Raw genomic sequence first — 16,565 nt, forward strand, 5'->3', positions numbered from 1 at the left:
CGCCATGAGCGACGCCAGCCCCGATGATCGCGTCGAACGGCTTCGGTCGCGGCGTGAACCCCCACCGCTCGTCCCCGTGACGGTGGTCGAGCGGGTCGAGGTCACCCCGCGGCTCCTCCGGCTCACGTTCGAGGCTGCCGGTATCGACGCGATGTGCGCCGAACCGGCCGCCAGCGTTCGGCTCCTCGTCCCGTCTCCGGGAACGACAGAGCTGATCCTTCCCACATGGAACGGCAACGAGTTCCTGCTGCCCGGCGACGTGCGACCCGCGTTGCGCACGTTCACCCCGCTCGCGGCCGGGGCACCCGATCGGCTCGCCCTCGAGATCGTCCGTCACGCCGGCGGCGTGGTGTCGCAATGGGCGGAACACGCCGCGGTGGGCTCCCCCGCGGCCCTCTCGGGGCCGGGACGGGGTGCGGAGTTCTCGCCCGATGCGACAACGTTCCATCTCCTCGGCGACGAAACCGCGGTACCGGCGATCGCGCAACTACTCGATCGTCTCGCTCCCACGACGACGATCACGGTGACGGCCGAAGTCGATCGGGACGAGGCGATCCGCCCCCTTCCCCCACACCCCGGGGCGACGGTCGAGTGGGTCGTGCGGCAGCAGGGCGAGGCGCCCGGTGCACGGCTCGTCGCCGCCGCGAGCGAGCTTGCCGAGATCACCGGGACCACCCACGTCTGGGCGGCCGGCGAGGCCGCGTCGATGCAGGCGATCCGCAAGCTGCTCTTCGATCGACGCGGCGTCGCCCGATCACAGACGACGATCCGCGGCTACTGGAAGCCCGAGCGGACCGCCGATCAGGACTGATCTTCGGGTGCCTCGGGGCGGGCGTCGGGCCCGTCGAGATCACCCAGCGCCTCGGCCAGACGCTCGATCATGCCCTCTTCGAGGTTCGCGTAGACCAGATGCGATCCGGTGAACCGGCGGGCCTCCTCGACGAGTGCGTCGTCGCGGAGGTCGGTGACCAGGAGCGCGACGATCGCCGACCCGGGGACGACGGCCTGGCGGAACCACTCGACCCACTCGTCGGAGATGCCGAGGTCGATCACCTTCGCGGCGATGGCGCCGGCACCGGCACCAGCGGCGATGCCTGCGGCCCAGCCGACGGGGCCGCCGATGATCAGCCCGACGAGCCCGGCCCACATCGCCCCGGAGACGGCACTGCGCCCGCTCTGGAGGTCGGTGGTCTCGACGACCTTGGTGTCGCCCTTCTCGTCCTTGACGATCAGTACCCGATCGTCGAGCACGAGATCACCGCGGGCGGCCATGCCGACGGCCGCAGTCATGAACTCCTGGGCGCGGTACAGGTCGTCGAACGAGATCCCGACCAGCGTCTGTTGTTTGCCCTCGCTCGCGTCGGCGGTCATGTACGGAGGATACGGGAGACAACCCCCGCCCGGTGCGGCGCGGCATCGACGCGGGGATTCGACAGCTCCAGCGCCTCGTCGACCACGGCACCGCGCCGGATCGCCCGATAGTCCTTGAGGTAGCTCTGATGCACCCGCCACGGCGCCTTCCACCCCTGCCGCGGGAAGAGGTGGGCCGATCGTTGGACATAGCCCGCGGTGAGACCGAGTACCGGCTCGGACGAGACACTGCGGTCGTGGTTGCGCGGGGTTGCCTGGGCCTTTCCCTGCGCCCGCATCTCGGCGAGGAGACGGGGCACGTACTCACAGGTGAGATCGCACTTCAACGTCCACGACGCGTTGGTGTAGCCCACCGCGATCGCGAGGTTGGGCACACCCTCGAGCATCATCCCCCGATACAGCAGCCGCGACGAGAGGTCGACGACCCCACCGTCGACGACGACCTGCGTCCCGCCCAGGAAGAGCAGCTCGAGCCCGGTCGCGGTCACGACGATGTCGGCCGGCAACTCGATACCCGAACGCAGGCGGACACCGGTCGCCGTGAAGCGGTCGATCTCGTCGGTCACGACGGACACGTCGCCACGACGGATCGCCGCGAACAGCGTGCCGTCGGGATCGGCGCAGAGGCGCTGGTCCCACGGGTCGTAGCGGGGTGTGAAGTGTGTGGCGATGTCGTAGCCGTCGGGCAGCTCGCGTTCGACGCCCTTCAGCAACAGCGATCGCACCAACTTCGGGAAGCGACGGGCGAAGCGGAAGAAGCCCTGCGAACCCAGCGCCGCGAACCAACGGACCGCAGGCCCCGACCAGCGGTCGGGCACCACCTTCTCGAGCCTGCCCACGATGGGGTTCTTGTAGGGGACGGCCGCGATGTAGGTGGGCGATCGTTGCAGCATGGTGACGTGGTCGGCCCGGTGGGTGCTCGCCGGATCGACGAGGGCCGGCACGAGGGTGACGGCGGTCGCGCCACTCCCGATGACGACGACACGGGCCCCCGACGCATCGAAGTCCTCGGGCCAGAACTGGGGATGGATCACCTGCCCCGAATAGTCTTCGAGGCCGTCGAAGTCGGGGGTGTGTCCCCGGTCGTAGCGGTAGTAGCCGGTGCACGACACGACGAAACCGCAGGTGAGGGTGATCCGCCGGTCGGTGCCGACCTCGACCGCCGTCACGTTCCAGCAGGCCTCGGGGGTCGACCACTCGAGGGCGATCACCCGCAGGCCGAAGCGGATCTTCTCGTCGATCCCGTGTTCGGCTGCTGCGTCGACGATGTAGGCGAGGATGTCGTCGCCGTCGGCGATCGCCTTCTCGCCACGCCATGGGCGCCACGGGTAGCCCAGCGTGTACATGTCGCTGTCGGAGCGGACACCCGGGTAGCGGAACAGATCCCACGTACCCCCGATCGCGTCGCGCGCCTCGAAGATCGCATAGGACAGGTCGGGGTCCGCCGCCTGCAGGTGATAGCCCGCGTCGATGCCGGACAGACCGGCCCCGATGACGAGGACATCCAGGTGTTCGGGGACGGCCGAGTGTTCGGGCGATGCGACCGTCTCGCTCATGCAGCCCCGGCGAGCATGTGGTTGAGTCGACCCTCGGCGCCGAACAACTCGTCTCGCCAGGCCTCGAGCAGTTCGTCGGTGTCGTGGTCGTCGGGGTGGAAGTCGCTGCGGTTGTAGTCGCGCAGGCGGCGCCACACGTCCTTGGTGAACATCGGGCTCTTGCGCAGCCGCCGGACGCTTGCCCGAAGGCGACCACGCCGGTAGGTCTCACGATCCCACAGCAGCGACAGGAAGACATTGAACGAGACCGCCCAGATGAAGCTCACCGTGATCAGGTTCATCTGCATCTTCCGGGTGCGCTCCGAACCGCCGACCGCCTTGTAGACGTCGAACGCGACCGCCTTGTGCTCGCATTCCTCGAGCGCGTGCCACAAGAACACGTCGCGCAACTCGGGCGTGCCCAGCTGCTCGCGTACCTCCTCGTTGCTCAGCAGCAACTCGGCGAGGGTGGCCGTGTAGTGCTCGAGCGCAGCGGTCGCCGCGAGATTGGCGATCGGCGAGGCCAGCCGATCCCTCACCCGGAGGCCGAAGCGGACCGAGCGCTCGATGCGCTTGGTCGGGTAGCCGAGTTCGGCCAGGCGGTCGTTGAGCACGCGGTGCTCCCTGCCGTGCACTGCTTCCTGCCCGATGAATCCGGCGACGTCGCGCTGCAGCGCCGGGTCGTCGATCCGGTCGCGGAAGTTGCGCACGGAGCGGACGAAGAAGTCCTCGCCGTCGGGGAACAGGGCGGAGAGGACGGCAGCGAGATGGCTGGCGATGAGGTCGTCATCGCCGGCGAAGTGCTTGGGGAGCGCCGCGAGCGACTCGTCGAACGAGATGCGGCGAGTGGGCACCGCCCGAGCCGGCGCGGTCTTCGCTGTGGGCACTGGGGTCGTGGTGGGCACTGTGGTCATGGTGAGCTCCGGCTCCTGGGGAACGTGTCTGCGGATGGCGATTGGGGGATCGCGCGGCGAACGCCGCCTCGACAACCTACACGAATTGAGAGATTTACTCAATCCCTCAATCTGTTATGCTCGTCACATGTCTCTCGCCCTCGGCCGCGACACTGGATTCGTGACGATCACCGATCCCCCGACCGAGAAGGGCGCCCAGACCCGCGACGCGATCCTCACCGTGGCGATCGCCCGCTTCGGGCGCGACGGGTACCGGGCCACATCCGTTGCCGACATCGCCCGCGACGCCAACGTCAGCGGCACCCTCGCCTACGCCTACTTCGACAACAAGCGGGCACTCTTCCTCGCCGCCCTCGACGCCGACATCGCCGCCCTCATCGAGGAAGGGGTGTCGTCGGTGCTCGAGACGCCCGGAGACCAGACCTGGCGAGACTCGCTGGTCTTCACCCTCATCGAGGCCCTCGACCGGCGGCCGCTCGCCCGCCGGATGCTCGCCGGCCTCGAGCCCGAGGTCGCCGATCGCATCGTCGAACTTCCGGCGATGGAGGAGCTCCGATCGGCGGTCGCCGCTCGCCTCCGCGCCGATCAGGGCGTCGGACTGGTGCGAGCCGACATCGATGCCGAGACGATCGGGCACGGCATCGTCGGCATCTTCATCACGATGCTGCTCGCCGCCGTGCAGTTCGGTGCCGACGCCGGCGCGGCCCACGGACGCGAGATGCTCGCCGTCATCGAGGCCGCCGTCGATCCCCTTCCCCGCTGAGCCCAACCGGACCCGCAGCCGACACCGCGCACGCACGGCAACCGCCGGTGCGACCACGAGGCGCCGGTGCTGTCAGACTCCGGATGTCCGCCCCATCCACCGACCCGCAGTGAGCGCCATGTCTTCAGATTCCGACGCCATCGACCCCGTCGCCGAAGCCCGCGAGCGATACGAGCGCGAGCGTGAGAAGCGCGTGCGCGACGACGGACTCGCGCAGTACAAGGAGTTCACCGGCGACTACGCGGACTTCGACCGCGACCCCTGGGTCGTTCCGGGCTTCACGCGCGAACCGGTCGTCGAGGAACGCCTCGCCCTCATCGTCGGTGCCGGCTTCGGCGGCATGCTCACCTCGGTCGAGCTGACCCGGCTGGGCATCCGCGACTTCCGCATCATCGACAAAGCGGGCGACTTCGGCGGCACCTGGTACTGGAACCGCTACCCGGGCTGCATGTGCGACGTCGAGTCCTACACCTACATGCCGCTGCTCGAGGAGACGGGCTACATGCCCACCGAGAAGTACGCCAGCGCCACCGAGATCTTCGAGCACTGCCAGCGGATCGGTCGCCACTTCGACCTCTACGACCATGCCCTCTTCCAGACGGAGATGGAAACGGCCGAGTGGGACGACGACGCCGAGCACTGGAACATCACGACCACCCGCGGCGACCGCATCGCGGCGAAGTTCCTGATCACCGCCGGCGGCATCCTCCACAAGGCGAAGCTGCCCGGCATCGAAGGCATCGAGACCTTCGCCGGACGGTCGTTCCACACCGCCCGCTGGGACTACTCCTACACCGGCGGCAGCGCGACGACGCCGATGGACAAGCTCGCCGACAAGACGGTCGGCATCATCGGTACCGGTGCGACGGCGGTCCAGGTCGTCCCCCAGCTGGCCCGCACCGCGAAGGACGTCTACGTCTTCCAGCGGACACCGTCCGCGGTCGGGGTGCGCAACAACGGCCCGACCGACGTGGAGTGGTTCTCGAGCCTCGAGCCGGGTTGGCAGGAGGAGCGCATGCGCAACTTCACGGCGGCGGTCACCGGCGAGAAGCCCGAGCAGGACCTCGTCGGCGACGGCTGGACCCGCATTCTCTGGGAGAACACCAACATCCAGGCCGAGAGCCCCGAGCAACGCCGCGAACTCGACCAGGCCGACTTCGAGGTCATGGCGGAACTCCGCCAGCGGGTCGAGGACACCGTCCACGATCCCGAGACGGCCGAGAAGCTCAAGCCCTGGTACGGCAAGCACTGCAAGCGGGTCTGCTTCCACGACGACTACCTGGCCGCGTTCAACGAGCCCAACGTGCACCTCGTCGACACCGACGGCCGGGGCGTGCGCGAGATCGGTCCGGCCGGGCCCATCGTCGACGGCAAGCAGTACGACCTCGACCTGCTGATCTTCGCCTCCGGCTTCGAGGTGACCACCGGCCTGGTGCGCAGGCTGGGGTTCGACCCGGTCGGCCGCAACGGCACGCGGCTGAGCGAACGATGGGGCGACGGCGCCCACACCCTGCACGGCATCCTCACCGCGGACTTCCCGAACATGTTGGTCATCAGCACCGTGCAGGCCGGCTTCGGCACCAACTTCGTCCATTTCCTGTCCGAGTCGGCCCGTCATGTGGCGTGGATCGTGGCCACATGCGAGTCGGAGGGAATCGCCTCGATCGAGGCGACCGTCGAGGCCGAGGACGAGTGGCTGTCGGTGCTGCACGGCGTGGCCATGGGTCTCGCCGAGTATTCCCTGACCTGCACGCCGGGCTACTACAACAGCGAGGGCAGCTTCACCCCGGAGGGTGCCCGCAATCTCGTCTACCCCGGAAGCCTGATGCACTACGCCGGCTATCTCCAGCGCTGGCGCGAATCCGGCGACATGGCGGGAACCCGCCTGACGCACACGTCCTGATCTCCGACCGACGATCTCGGGTCGGCAATCTCCTAAATGATTGCACCTTAGGTTCGTCGTGCTACGTTGTCGGCGTCTTCGGAGGGGAGGGGGGGTCCTTGCAGCCTGACGATGCAGAGCAGGATTCGCGGCTCGGCGACAAGATCATCGCGAACGGAGTCCACCGCTACTTCGGCGGCGCCGGGTCCGAACGGATCCATGCGATGGGTCCGGTCGACCTGACGATCCGCGACGGCGAGTTCGTGTGTCTCGTCGGACCATCGGGCTGCGGCAAGTCGACGTTCCTGCGCATGGTCGCCGGCTTGATCGGACCGAGCGAAGGCTCCGTCGAACTCTCGACCCGCTCCGACACCCAGTCGACGGCGATGGTGTTCCAGGACTATTCGATCTTCCCGTGGAAGCGGGTGATCGACAACGCCCGCTACGGCCTCGACATCCAGGGCGTGAAGAAGAAGGAAGGCAACGAACGGGCGCTCGCGTACCTCGAGAAGCTGGGGCTCGGCGAACGGGCCCGGTCGTGGCCGCACACGCTCTCGGGCGGCATGAAGCAGCGGGTGGCCATCGCCCGCGCACTCGCCGTCGAACCACAGATCCTGTTGATGGACGAGCCGTTCGCCGCCCTCGATGCCCAGATGCGCCAGATCCTCCAGGACGAGCTCCTCGCCCTCTGGCAGGCAGACCGCCGGACCGTGCTGTTCATCACCCACAGTCTCGAAGAGGCCGTGCTTCTCGGCGACCGCGTCCTCGTGATGTCGTCGCGCCCGGGCCGGATCATCGCCGACATCTCGGTGCCGTTCGAGCGGCCCCGCAGCAACGAGATCCGGGACAGTCCCGAATTCGCGGCGATGACCAGTCAGCTCTGGCGACTCCTGCGCGCCGAAGTCGAGCCCGACCGAGAGGAGACCGTCGAGCCATGAGCGACGATCCCGTGCAAGCCGCACGCGCCGAACTCACCACCCATTCCCTCGAGCGGGTCGTGCGGGTGCCCTCACCGGCCGACCGCGACCCCAACAAGTACCTGCGCCGGCGCCGCATCATCGAGACCACCCTCGCCGTCGCATTCCCGGTGCTGATCCTGACCCTGTGGCAGGTTGCCGCCTCGGCCGAGTGGATCGACCGCCGCTTCTATCCACCGCCGAGCGACATCGCCGGCGAGATCGGCCGCACCTTCAAGGAGAACCCGAAGGGCAACTGGTGGGTCGACATCGGGATCAGTGTCCGCCGCATGCTCTGGGGCTACGGCTGGGGTGTGTTCTTCGGCCTCCTGTTCGGCGTCACGATGGGCACGTTCCGCACCCTGCGGGTCACGCTCGAACCGACGCTCAACGCTCTCTACACCGTGCCGAAGCTCGCCCTCATCGGCATCTTCCTCATCGTGCTCGGATTCGACGACAAGCCGCTCATCGCCGTCATCGCCGTCACGGTGTTCTTCTTCGTCTGGATCCAGTCGATGGCCGCAGTGCTCGCGGTGTCGGACCAGCTCCAGGAGACGGCGAAGTCGTTCGGGAGTTCCCGCCTGCAGACGTTCCGCCACGTGATCCTGCCGGCCTCGCTCCCCCAGATCTTCCTCGGCCTGCGGGTGGCGGCCGGGGTGGCGGTGCTGACCCTCATCGGCGTGGAGTTCGTCTTCTCGCCGGGGCTCCAGGGCATCGGCTATCGGATCAACAACGCCCGCACCGTGCTCGATCCACTCCAGGCCTACGTCGGACTCTTCGTCGCCGCGGTCCTCGGGGTGCTGTTCGTCGCGGTGATCCAGTTCCTGTCCAGGTTGGCAACACCCTGGGCATCCAATGACCGATCCGTCCTGTGACGGTCCGGCGCCAGCAAGCAAGTCAGACAGAGAAAGACACGGACCATCCGGTCCGTTCCAACAGGGGGTTCCCATCCATGAAACGCACTTCCAAAGCGCTCCGCCTCTTGGCGGTCGCACTCACATTGACCTTGGTCGCGGTCGCATGCGGTGACGATGCCGACGACTCGACGGCGACCGACAGCGGCGACACCAGCGACAGCGGCGACACCGGTGACAGCGGTGACAGCGGCGACAGCGGCGACGACATGGACAGTGGCGACGACATGGACAGCGGCGACGACGACGGCGACGTCGACAGTGGCTTCGTCGAGGGGTGCAGCGAAGCATCGGTGACCGATCCGTCGATCATCGACCCGAGCCGCCAGGTCGCCCGTTGCGAGCCCGGGTTCCCGGCTCCCGTGCCGCTTCCCGAGCGGGAGACCGTCGTGGTCGCATCCGCGTTCCGCCTCGAGTTCAACTCACCGCTGCTCCTCGCGATCTCACAGGGTGAGTTCGACAAGGAGAACATCGACATCGAGTTCGTCAACATCGGCTACTCCGACGCGGTTCCCCAGATGGCGAGCGGCGACATCGACGTGGCCGTGGGCGGTATCGAGATCGCTCTGTTCAACGCCGGCAACCTCGGCCTCGACGTGCGAGCGACCCTCGGCAACTACTTCCCGCCGGATGCAGGCAACTACGACGTCGCCCAGACAGGTCTGTGGTGCCGCCGCGATGCCTTCTCGAACCCGGACGATCCTGACCTGCTGGAAGTCGCCGACCTGAAGTGGTCGTCGTCGGTCGGCAAGGGCTCCGTCTCGGTGTACTACAGCATCGCCGAGATCGAGCGTCAGACCGGTCAGGACCTCGACGTGACCGACACGGTGATCGAGGCCATCCCGAATGCCGACGCCCTGACGGCGCTGCAGAACAACGGCGTCCAGTGTGCCGTGCTGCTCGACCCGTTCTGGCTCGATGCCCAGCAGGACCCGAACTTCTTCCTTGCCGCGAGCCAGACCCCGGGTGAGCCCCTCGGTCAGTACTCCTTCGGCAAGCGGCTGCTCGAGAACCGTGAGCTCGGCGTGGCGTTCGCCCGTGCATTCATCCGTTCCGTGAACACCTACTACCAGGGCGACTACCACAGCGACGACGCCGTGATGGACCTGATCTCCGCCGAGATCGACCGGCCCGTCGACGACCTTCGTCTGGTTCCCTCACTCGTCATGGACTGGGAGATCCGTGAAGGCACGACGACTCGTGTCCAGGAGCTGTTCATCGACGGCGGAACGATCACCGAATTCGACACGCCCGTCGATGAGAGCCTGATCGTCGACCGCAGCTTCTACCTCGAGGCTGTCGGCGCGAGCTGACGACTCCGGTAGCGGACAACCGAAGCAACACCGAAGGAACTCCCCCGACCGATGCGTCGGGGGAGTTCCTCGCGTTGCGGGCGGGACGCGCCCTCAGCCGAGGCGCTCGTCGACCGCAGCGGCCGCTGCCATGCCGGAGAGGAAGGCACCCTCGACCTTGGGGCCGGCGAACGCCTCGCCGGCGAGGGCCACCACCGGTGCGCTGCCCCACACGACGGTGGGTTCCGGATGGACCTCGACGGGACCCGCGTAGCGCCATCGCTGGACCTGGGCGGCAACGATCGATGCATCACCGAGCAGCGATCCGACCCGACCCGTCGCGAACGCCACGACATCGTCGTCGGTACGCCCCCAGTACTCGTGGCTGCGATCGTTCGACAGGTGCACCGTGAGCGCCGGAACGGGCGAGATCCCCTTGGCCTGGTTGTCGGTCAGGAAGGCGAGGTCGTCGCCCTCGGCGAACTGGCAGCCGCCGTGAGGCGGCATCGCGGTCGGTGCCCGATCGAGCGTGGCGAGGATCGCGATGGTCGGCTTGTAGGCGATCCCCGCGAGTCGCGTCGCCGTCGCCGGTTCGGGCAGCAGGCCGGAGAACGACAGGATCGCGAGGCTCTGGGGTACCGGGGCCGTGACGACGTAGGCATCGGCCGGATACTCGCGGACGTCGGCGACCATGCAGCCGAGCTCCGGCTCGATCCCTGCGTCGGTCGCCATCCACTTGCACAGCGACGTCATCCCCTCGGCGCCTCGCCAACGGGGATGGCCGTCGGGTGTCGCCTGAAAGCCGTGGGTCCACTCGATGACGGCACCGGCGAGCTTCGCCCGCTCGACCACCGCGGCGAACGCCGAGGAGCGCACGGTGAAGAACTGTGCGCCGTGATCGAAACGAGCGTCGCCGATCCGGCGGCTGGCCATCCGGCCACCGACACCCCGGGCCTTGTCCAGCACCCGAACCGAGTGCCCCTGGGCGCGCAACACGCGCGCTGCCGACAGTCCGGCAATGCCCGCGCCGATGACCACGACGTCGCTGCTCATCCCGCCACGCTAGGCGTCGCGTCGCGGATTCGGGACCGAGGTCCCTGGCCGATCGGGCCGGTCTGTGGCCCCACTGGGGAGGTGAAGCGCCGTCTCCTGATCTCCCTCGCCTCGATCGCCCTCCTGCTCACCTCGTGCGCCGACGACGCCACCACGACCTCGCCGATCGGTACCAGCACGACCTCGACCCCGGCCACGACGTCGCCGCCCACGACCCCCACGTCGTCATCGCCAACGACCCCGCCGACGACACCGACAACGACCACCACGACGGTTCCCGCCCCGCTGTGCGACCCGAGCGGTCCCCTGGCCGTGATCGAGGGCGCCTTGGCGACGGCCCGGCTGGCGGTACCGACCGGATGGGACACCGACCCGACCGACACGTCGTTCGCCGAACGCACCGCAACCGGCGAGCTCTACGCCGAACGCCTCGGCCTCGACTGTGGGCTGCTCCTCGCGGCCGACGACACCACCGGGCAATGGCTCGTCGTTGCGGCGTGGACCGGCCGACGTGCGGCGTTCGCAGTGCAGACGACCGCTCGACCGTCGGAGCCGTTCCGGGCCCAGGCGGTGGTGCGCCTCCCGGTCGGCGACCTCACCGGCGAGTACCTGTCCGACGACATGTCGCTGTGGGGCGTCTCCGGCGCCGATGACGAATCGATCGTGATCGGCCATGCCGACTACTCCTTCGGCCCCGCTGCGAAGGACTGGGACTCCGGAACCCGCGACTTCTTCGAGCCCGAGATCAGCGTCCCGGCCGAGCAGCACGCCCTCGATGCCCTGGAGGCCGCCGGCATGCGCAACGTGGGTATCGCCCAGCCCACCGAGGTCGGCAGCGAGGAAGGCTATGCCCAGTTCATCTCGACCACCGGGCAGATCTCGGTGGCCGACGTCGCACCGACCGGCTGGTTCGACCCCATGACGCCGCGCTACTACACGGGCGAGACGAGCATCGAGACGATCGGAGGCGTCGACGTGCGCGTCACCCTGCCGAAGCCCGACGACAACCTCGGCTTCGTCCAGGCCGCCGAAGTCGCGTTCGCCTGCGACGACTACGTGTGGCTCCTCGAACCACCCTTCAACGGGACGGCCGACGAGATGGTCGCCTCCGCCGCTGCCGTCATCGGCACCGAGGAGTGTCGGGGCTGAGAGCCGGGTTCAGCCGCTGATGTCGGCGAACGCGGTCACCCGGTCGGGCCGGAGGCGCACGAGCCACTCGTCGTCGCCACCGTTGCGGGCACCGAAGTCCTCCGCTCTGTCCGCACCCATGTAGCGACCGCCGATACGGGTCGCGAACGCCAGGCGGGTCGTCGGTTCGTCGATGAGTTCGACCTGGCCGTCGATCTTCACGAAGCCGTACGGCGGGTGCTCCTCGTCGACCACGAGCGACACCCGAGGGTCTCGGGCGAACGCCTTCGCCTTGCCGGATGCCCTCGCGGTGTTGAACACGAGATCGAAGCCGGCGTCGTGCTCATCGAGCACGAACCAGACCGGGGTCACGGCAGGCCGACCCGATTTCGTCACCCATGCGAGCTTTCCCGTGCGGGTGCCCGTTGCCAGAAACGCCCGGGTCTCCTCGTCGTCGAGCGGTCGCGCCATGACCCGACTGTAGGCCCGGGTCGGTTCCGCGGGCCATCGGCTTCGCTAGTGTCGGCCGGACACGGCGAGAGGAGACCCCATGCGGCCGTTCCGTTTCGGTGTCCAGATCAACACGACCACGCCCGGCATGACCTGGGCCGACACCGCACGGCGGGTCGAGGACCTCGGGTTCTCGACCCTCGTCATGCCGGACCACTTCGAGGACCAGCTCGCGGTTGCCCCGGCCCTTGCCGTCGCCGCGCAGGCGACCACGACACTGCGCGTGGGCGCGCTCGTGTTCGGCAACGACTATCGCCATCCCGTCGTGCTCGCCAAGGACATGGCGACCCTCGACGTGCTGTCCGACGGCCGGATGGAGTTCGGCATCGGCGCCGGCTGGATGCGCTCCGACTACGACGCTGCGGGCATGTCCTATGACCGACCCGGGGAACGCATCGACCGGATGCTGGAGTCGATCGAGATCATCAGAGGCCTCTTCGGCGACGGTCCCGTCGACTTCGCCGGCGACCACTACACCATCTCGGGTCTCGACGGGCTCCCGAAGCCGGTGCAGACCCCTCCCCCGCTGCTGATCGGTGGCGGCGGGAAACGCATGTTGACCATCGCCGCGCAACACGCCGACATCGTGGGGGTCACCGCCAATCTGAAGGCCGGCGAGATCGGCCCCGATGCCGTGGCCGACATCACCCCCGCCCGGTTCGACGAGAAGCTCGAGTGGGTGCGCGACGCCGCCGGCGACCGCATGGCCGACATCGAACTCAACTCGCTCGTGATGTCGACGCAGGTGGTCGATGACCAGCAGGCGGCGATCGAGGGCACCGCCGCCCTGTTCGGACTCGACCCGGCCGAGGCCGCGGCGAGTCCGATCCTCCTGGTCGGCTCGCCGGATCAGATCGTCCGCCAGCTCGAGGAACGGCGTGAACGGTGGGGCTTCAGCTACTTCATCGTGCAGGGACTCGACACCGCCATCGCCCTCGAGCCGGTGGTGGCCCGCCTGGCCGGCGGCTGAAACCCGGCGACCGGTACCGGTCGCAGCTTTCCACCGGGCGGCGACCGTGACACGCTGAGTGGCCGTGATCCGACGTTTCCTCGTACTCATGGTCGCCGCCGGCCTCGGCGCGACCACCCTCGGCGCAGTCCCCCCTGCGGCCACGGCGGCGGCCGCGCAGGACGGGCGGGTCGTACCCGGCGCCGGACTGCCGCGCCCACGCGCAGTGTTCACCCCGGGCTCGGAGGCCGACCTCGCCGCCCGACTCGAGCGGGAGCCCTATCGGAGCATCTTCCTCGACGCACACGCGCTCCACGAGGCCCGCCGCCTGAGTCGCACGCCCGGCGATCCGGATCGCAACGCCCAGAAGGACATGGCACGGGCCGCACGCTTCCTCGCCTTCGCCTACGCGCTCGACCGCACGGTCATCAACGGCGAGATCGTCCCCTTTCCCGACGACGCGACCCGCCGCGCAGCCGGCGAGATCGTGGAGGAACTCCTCCTCGGGCTCTTCAACCGCAGCCGTTTCGCCGTACCGCCGCCGATCGGCGGATGGGATCGCGACATCGACACCGCCGGCGAGATCCTCCAGTGGTCGGGGGCCTTCGACACCATGCTCGGTGCCGGTTACGACTTCGGCGGCAACGACCGGACGATCGCCGACCTGCTGATCGATCTCACCAGTGAGCTGTATCGGAACTACACGGACCCGGCGACCGCGGGTGGCGTCGCCAACCTCCACCAGAACAACCATCGATCGAAGAGCGGTGCCGCGATGGCAACCGCCGCGGTCGTCCTCGCCGAGTACGCACCCGGCGCGGCCGACGACCCCGACGGCAGCCGCGACCCACTGAAATGGTGGGACTATGGCACCACCCAGGTCGACGAGGCGCTGCGCCACATCCTCGTCACCGGCGACGGCGCCTACTCCGAGGGGCCCCACTACCAGCGATTCACCACCGAGACGATGGCGCCGTTCTTCGGAATGTGGGACCGCATCCTCGGCGACGACGGCTGGACGACCGCCGACGGGCGTCGCATCCCGGCGATCCACACGACCGCCCAGTTCGGTCTCACGCAGGACTGGATGCTCGCGCTCACCCTCCCCGACGGCACCCTCGCACCGATCGACGACTCCAACACCGATGAAGCCCACTACTTCGGCGCGCTGCCCGTGCTCCCCAACCGGGCCGCGTATGCCTGGAGGTGGGCCACCGCCGAGCCGGCGTTCGTGTGGGAGGCATCGACCGACCTCGCCGTCGACAGCATCGTGGCGTTCGACGACACGATCGTGCCCGCGCCGCCTGCAGGGTCGCCGACCTCGTTCTGGTACGAGGGCGGCAATGCCGTCTTCCGGTCGGACTGGTCACCCGACGCAACGATGGTCATCGCCCAGGGCGAAGGCATCACCGCCTCCCTGTTCGGCCGCGACTCGACCGGCGCCGGTCGCTCCCCCCAGAGCCACGAACACATCGAGCCCGGCTCGTACCTGCTCTACGCCGAGGGGTCGATGCTCGTGCTCGACCCGGGCTACCTCAGCTTCGGCGCCCATGGTCAGGTGCTGGAGGCCCGCGACCACAACATGGTGCTCGTCGACGGCGTCGGACCCGAGGCGATGCTGGCCAACTCACTCGACTGGTTGTCCGATCCATACGGACCGCCACCCCAGGACGGGTTCGCGTCGATCCATTCGACCCTCGACACCGACCGCCTCGACAGTGCCGTCGTCACGACCCGCTACGGCGGCGAGACCGACATCGAGCTGCATCGCCGATTCCTGTTCGTCGACAACCGCTACCTCGTCATCGCCGACGAGATCACGCCCGACGGTACCGGGCCGGTCGAACTCGACTGGCTGGTGCACGGCAACGGCGGTGGCAGCAGCGGCGGCACCTACGTGGCCGGCGGTGATGGCGGTACCTGGACCCAGGGCGGCGCCCGTCTGACCACCGCGATCGCGACCTCGGTCGGGGCCCCGACGATCACCTCCCGGATCGAGGAGCACGAGTCGCCCACGGACCGCGGACTCGCCCTCACCCACGAGGTGCAGTACGCGTCCGTCGACGCGACCGGCCCGGTTCACGCCGTCCAGGTGCTCATCCCCTCGTCGCTGTCCGACACCGCGCCGACCATCGCCACCGGAACCGATGCCGACGGCGCCGTCGTGGTGACGATCGACGATCCCGCCGCCGGTCGAACGGCGACGGTGTCGTGGGTCGGGGAGGATCTCGCCCTCCTCGACGTGTCATCCGATGCCGGCGACCCGATCGCCTTCGCGACCACCGACCACGTGTCGGCGGGCTCGGTCGACCTGCGAGCGCCGGGCGCTTCCGCCGTGGGGCTCTCGGCGATCGACCGCGGCGGGTGGGAGGTCATCGCCGACGATCCGGCCCATTCGCTCTACCTCGACGGTGTCGGACCAGGACACCTCGACGGTGCGTGCGCTGCGTTCGGTACCGGGTCACAGGTGAGGATCGACCCGAGCGGATCGATCCGGTCCCGTTGGGTGGCCGATCCGCTCGACGCCCGCCCGGGCGCGGTCGTCGCGGCGGCGCCGTCCAGGGTCGGGGTCGGGACCCGGGTGCCACTCGATGGCCGCCGATCGTGCGACCCGGCCGGGGACGACCTCACGCCCTCGTGGGAGCTGGTGTCGGCACCGCGGGGTTCCTCGTGGGTACTCGACGGCACCGACGGATGGACACCCACCCTCTCGGTCGACGCGACCGGTACGTTCCGGGTGCGCCTCACGGTGACCGACGAGGCGGGCAACGTCTCCGACCCGGTCGAGGTCGTTATCGCCGGCGGCGATCGGTGCGGCGACGAACGCGACGACGATCTCGACGGACTCTTCGACGCGGCGGACCCCGACTGCGACGGACCGGAACCGGAACCGGCCGTCGATGCCATCGGCTTCATCACGGACACGTCCTATATCGGCGCGATCGAGACATCGCCCGACCGAGCGGACGTGCGACGCGATCCGAGCGGCGCGATCGACTCGATCGCGATGACCGCAGTCGAGGGTTCCCGCGTGATGGCTGCGTACCTCCACACCGGTCACGACCCGGAGCGGGCCACGGGATTGGTCGTGCTCATCGACCCCGACTCCGGCCTGTTCCGTATCCGGTTCTGGAACGGTCGCATCATCGAGATACGTCCGGGTGTGATCGGCGGAATCGACGATGCCGCGTCGATGATCTGGATCGTCGTCGACGAACGTTCGTAGCCGCCGAAGATCCGACAGCGCGGGAATACGTCAACTTTGACATGGTTGTACGTTCTGATACGTCAATCTTGA

General features: G+C 68.6%; 14 protein-coding genes. 9 read left to right on the forward strand and 5 right to left on the reverse strand.

Features of this window, described 5'->3' with window-relative positions:
• Positions 1-4: 4 nt before the first annotated feature.
• On the forward strand, positions 5-811 hold the full coding sequence (locus R2707_07230; GenBank protein ID MEZ5244870.1) for a siderophore-interacting protein: 807 nt from the start codon (positions 5-7) through the stop codon (positions 809-811).
• Here R2707_07230 and R2707_07235 read toward each other — a convergent pair.
• The 3 genes from R2707_07235 to R2707_07245 are packed head-to-tail and all read right to left on the reverse strand — an operon-like array spanning position 802 to position 3,820.
• Complete coding sequence (locus R2707_07235) at positions 802-1,371, reverse strand: DUF1269 domain-containing protein (GenBank protein ID MEZ5244871.1); 570 nt, start codon at positions 1,369-1,371, stop codon at positions 802-804. The genes R2707_07230 and R2707_07235 overlap by 10 nt on opposite strands.
• Positions 1,368-2,927 carry an NAD(P)/FAD-dependent oxidoreductase gene (locus R2707_07240; GenBank protein ID MEZ5244872.1) on the reverse strand — a complete coding sequence of 520 codons (1,560 nt, stop codon included), beginning with the start codon at positions 2,925-2,927 and terminating at the stop codon, positions 1,368-1,370. The genes R2707_07235 and R2707_07240 overlap by 4 nt, the downstream gene beginning before the upstream one ends.
• A complete protein-coding gene (locus R2707_07245) occupies positions 2,924-3,820 on the reverse strand; it encodes a metal-dependent hydrolase (protein ID MEZ5244873.1) in 897 nt (298 codons plus the stop codon). The genes R2707_07240 and R2707_07245 overlap by 4 nt, the downstream gene beginning before the upstream one ends.
• Before the next feature lie 127 nt (positions 3,821-3,947).
• Here R2707_07245 and R2707_07250 point away from each other — a divergent pair, with 127 nt between their 5' ends.
• The 5 genes from R2707_07250 (at position 3,948) to R2707_07270 (ending at position 9,648) form a co-directional block, all read left to right on the forward strand.
• Positions 3,948-4,583 carry a TetR/AcrR family transcriptional regulator gene (locus tag R2707_07250; protein MEZ5244874.1) on the forward strand — a complete coding sequence of 212 codons (636 nt, stop codon included), beginning with the start codon at positions 3,948-3,950 and terminating at the stop codon, positions 4,581-4,583.
• A 118-nt stretch (positions 4,584-4,701) separates the two neighbouring features.
• The gene (locus tag R2707_07255; GenBank protein ID MEZ5244875.1) at positions 4,702-6,486 is read left to right on the forward strand and encodes an NAD(P)/FAD-dependent oxidoreductase; all 1,785 of its coding nucleotides are present in this window, start codon (positions 4,702-4,704) and stop codon (positions 6,484-6,486) included.
• 98 nt (positions 6,487-6,584) lie between these two features.
• Entirely contained in the window at positions 6,585-7,403 is an 819-nt protein-coding gene (locus R2707_07260; GenBank protein ID MEZ5244876.1) for an ABC transporter ATP-binding protein, read from the forward strand.
• Positions 7,400-8,296: an ABC transporter permease gene (locus R2707_07265; protein MEZ5244877.1), complete on the forward strand. Its 897-nt coding sequence runs from the start codon at positions 7,400-7,402 to the stop codon at positions 8,294-8,296. Before R2707_07260 ends, R2707_07265 begins: the two co-directional genes overlap by 4 nt.
• Before the next feature lie 77 nt (positions 8,297-8,373).
• Entirely contained in the window at positions 8,374-9,648 is a 1,275-nt protein-coding gene (locus R2707_07270; GenBank protein MEZ5244878.1) for a hypothetical protein, read from the forward strand.
• 93 nt (positions 9,649-9,741) lie between these two features.
• Here R2707_07270 and R2707_07275 read toward each other — a convergent pair whose 3' ends face one another.
• A complete protein-coding gene (locus R2707_07275; protein MEZ5244879.1) occupies positions 9,742-10,680 on the reverse strand; it encodes an FAD-dependent oxidoreductase in 939 nt (312 codons plus the stop codon).
• An 81-nt stretch (positions 10,681-10,761) separates the two neighbouring features.
• Between R2707_07275 and R2707_07280 the strand changes: the two genes are divergently transcribed.
• Positions 10,762-11,829 carry a hypothetical protein gene (locus R2707_07280; GenBank protein MEZ5244880.1) on the forward strand — a complete coding sequence of 356 codons (1,068 nt, stop codon included), beginning with the start codon at positions 10,762-10,764 and terminating at the stop codon, positions 11,827-11,829.
• A gap of 9 nt (positions 11,830-11,838) precedes the next feature.
• Here the strand turns inward: R2707_07280 and R2707_07285 are convergent, their stop codons facing one another.
• Positions 11,839-12,279 (reverse strand): PPOX class F420-dependent oxidoreductase, encoded by a 441-nt coding sequence (locus tag R2707_07285; GenBank protein ID MEZ5244881.1) that lies wholly within the window; start codon positions 12,277-12,279, stop codon positions 11,839-11,841.
• Positions 12,280-12,358: 79 nt separating this feature from the next.
• Here R2707_07285 and R2707_07290 point away from each other — a divergent pair, with 79 nt between their 5' ends.
• Together R2707_07290 and R2707_07295 are read left to right on the forward strand one after the other, a co-directional pair.
• Positions 12,359-13,288, forward strand: a complete 930-nt coding sequence (locus tag R2707_07290) for a TIGR03621 family F420-dependent LLM class oxidoreductase (protein ID MEZ5244882.1) — start codon at positions 12,359-12,361, stop codon at positions 13,286-13,288.
• Positions 13,289-13,352: 64 nt separating this feature from the next.
• Positions 13,353-16,493: a heparinase II/III family protein gene (locus R2707_07295; protein ID MEZ5244883.1), complete on the forward strand. Its 3,141-nt coding sequence runs from the start codon at positions 13,353-13,355 to the stop codon at positions 16,491-16,493.
• Positions 16,494-16,565 lie beyond the last annotated feature (72 nt).

The organism is Acidimicrobiales bacterium (assembly GCA_041394245.1).
In the GTDB taxonomy this organism is placed as follows: Bacteria; Actinomycetota; Acidimicrobiia; order Acidimicrobiales; family Aldehydirespiratoraceae; genus JAJRXC01.

Bases quoted from the DNA above. Each gene is read 5' to 3' on its own strand.
- R2707_07230 (MEZ5244870.1), top strand. From the start codon at position 5: ATGAGCGACGCCAGCCCCGATGATCGCGTCGAACGGCTTCGGTCGCGG.
- R2707_07235 (MEZ5244871.1), bottom strand. From the start codon at position 1,371: ATGACCGCCGACGCGAGCGAGGGCAAACAACAGACGCTGGTCGGGATC.
- R2707_07240 (MEZ5244872.1), bottom strand. From the start codon at position 2,927: ATGAGCGAGACGGTCGCATCGCCCGAACACTCGGCCGTCCCCGAACAC.
- R2707_07245 (MEZ5244873.1), bottom strand. From the start codon at position 3,820: ATGACCACAGTGCCCACCACGACCCCAGTGCCCACAGCGAAGACCGCG.
- R2707_07250 (MEZ5244874.1), top strand. From the start codon at position 3,948: ATGTCTCTCGCCCTCGGCCGCGACACTGGATTCGTGACGATCACCGAT.
- R2707_07255 (MEZ5244875.1), top strand. From the start codon at position 4,702: ATGTCTTCAGATTCCGACGCCATCGACCCCGTCGCCGAAGCCCGCGAG.
- R2707_07265 (MEZ5244877.1), top strand. From the start codon at position 7,400: ATGAGCGACGATCCCGTGCAAGCCGCACGCGCCGAACTCACCACCCAT.
- R2707_07270 (MEZ5244878.1), top strand. From the start codon at position 8,374: ATGAAACGCACTTCCAAAGCGCTCCGCCTCTTGGCGGTCGCACTCACA.
- R2707_07275 (MEZ5244879.1), bottom strand. From the start codon at position 10,680: ATGAGCAGCGACGTCGTGGTCATCGGCGCGGGCATTGCCGGACTGTCG.
- R2707_07285 (MEZ5244881.1), bottom strand. From the start codon at position 12,279: ATGGCGCGACCGCTCGACGACGAGGAGACCCGGGCGTTTCTGGCAACG.
- R2707_07290 (MEZ5244882.1), top strand. From the start codon at position 12,359: ATGCGGCCGTTCCGTTTCGGTGTCCAGATCAACACGACCACGCCCGGC.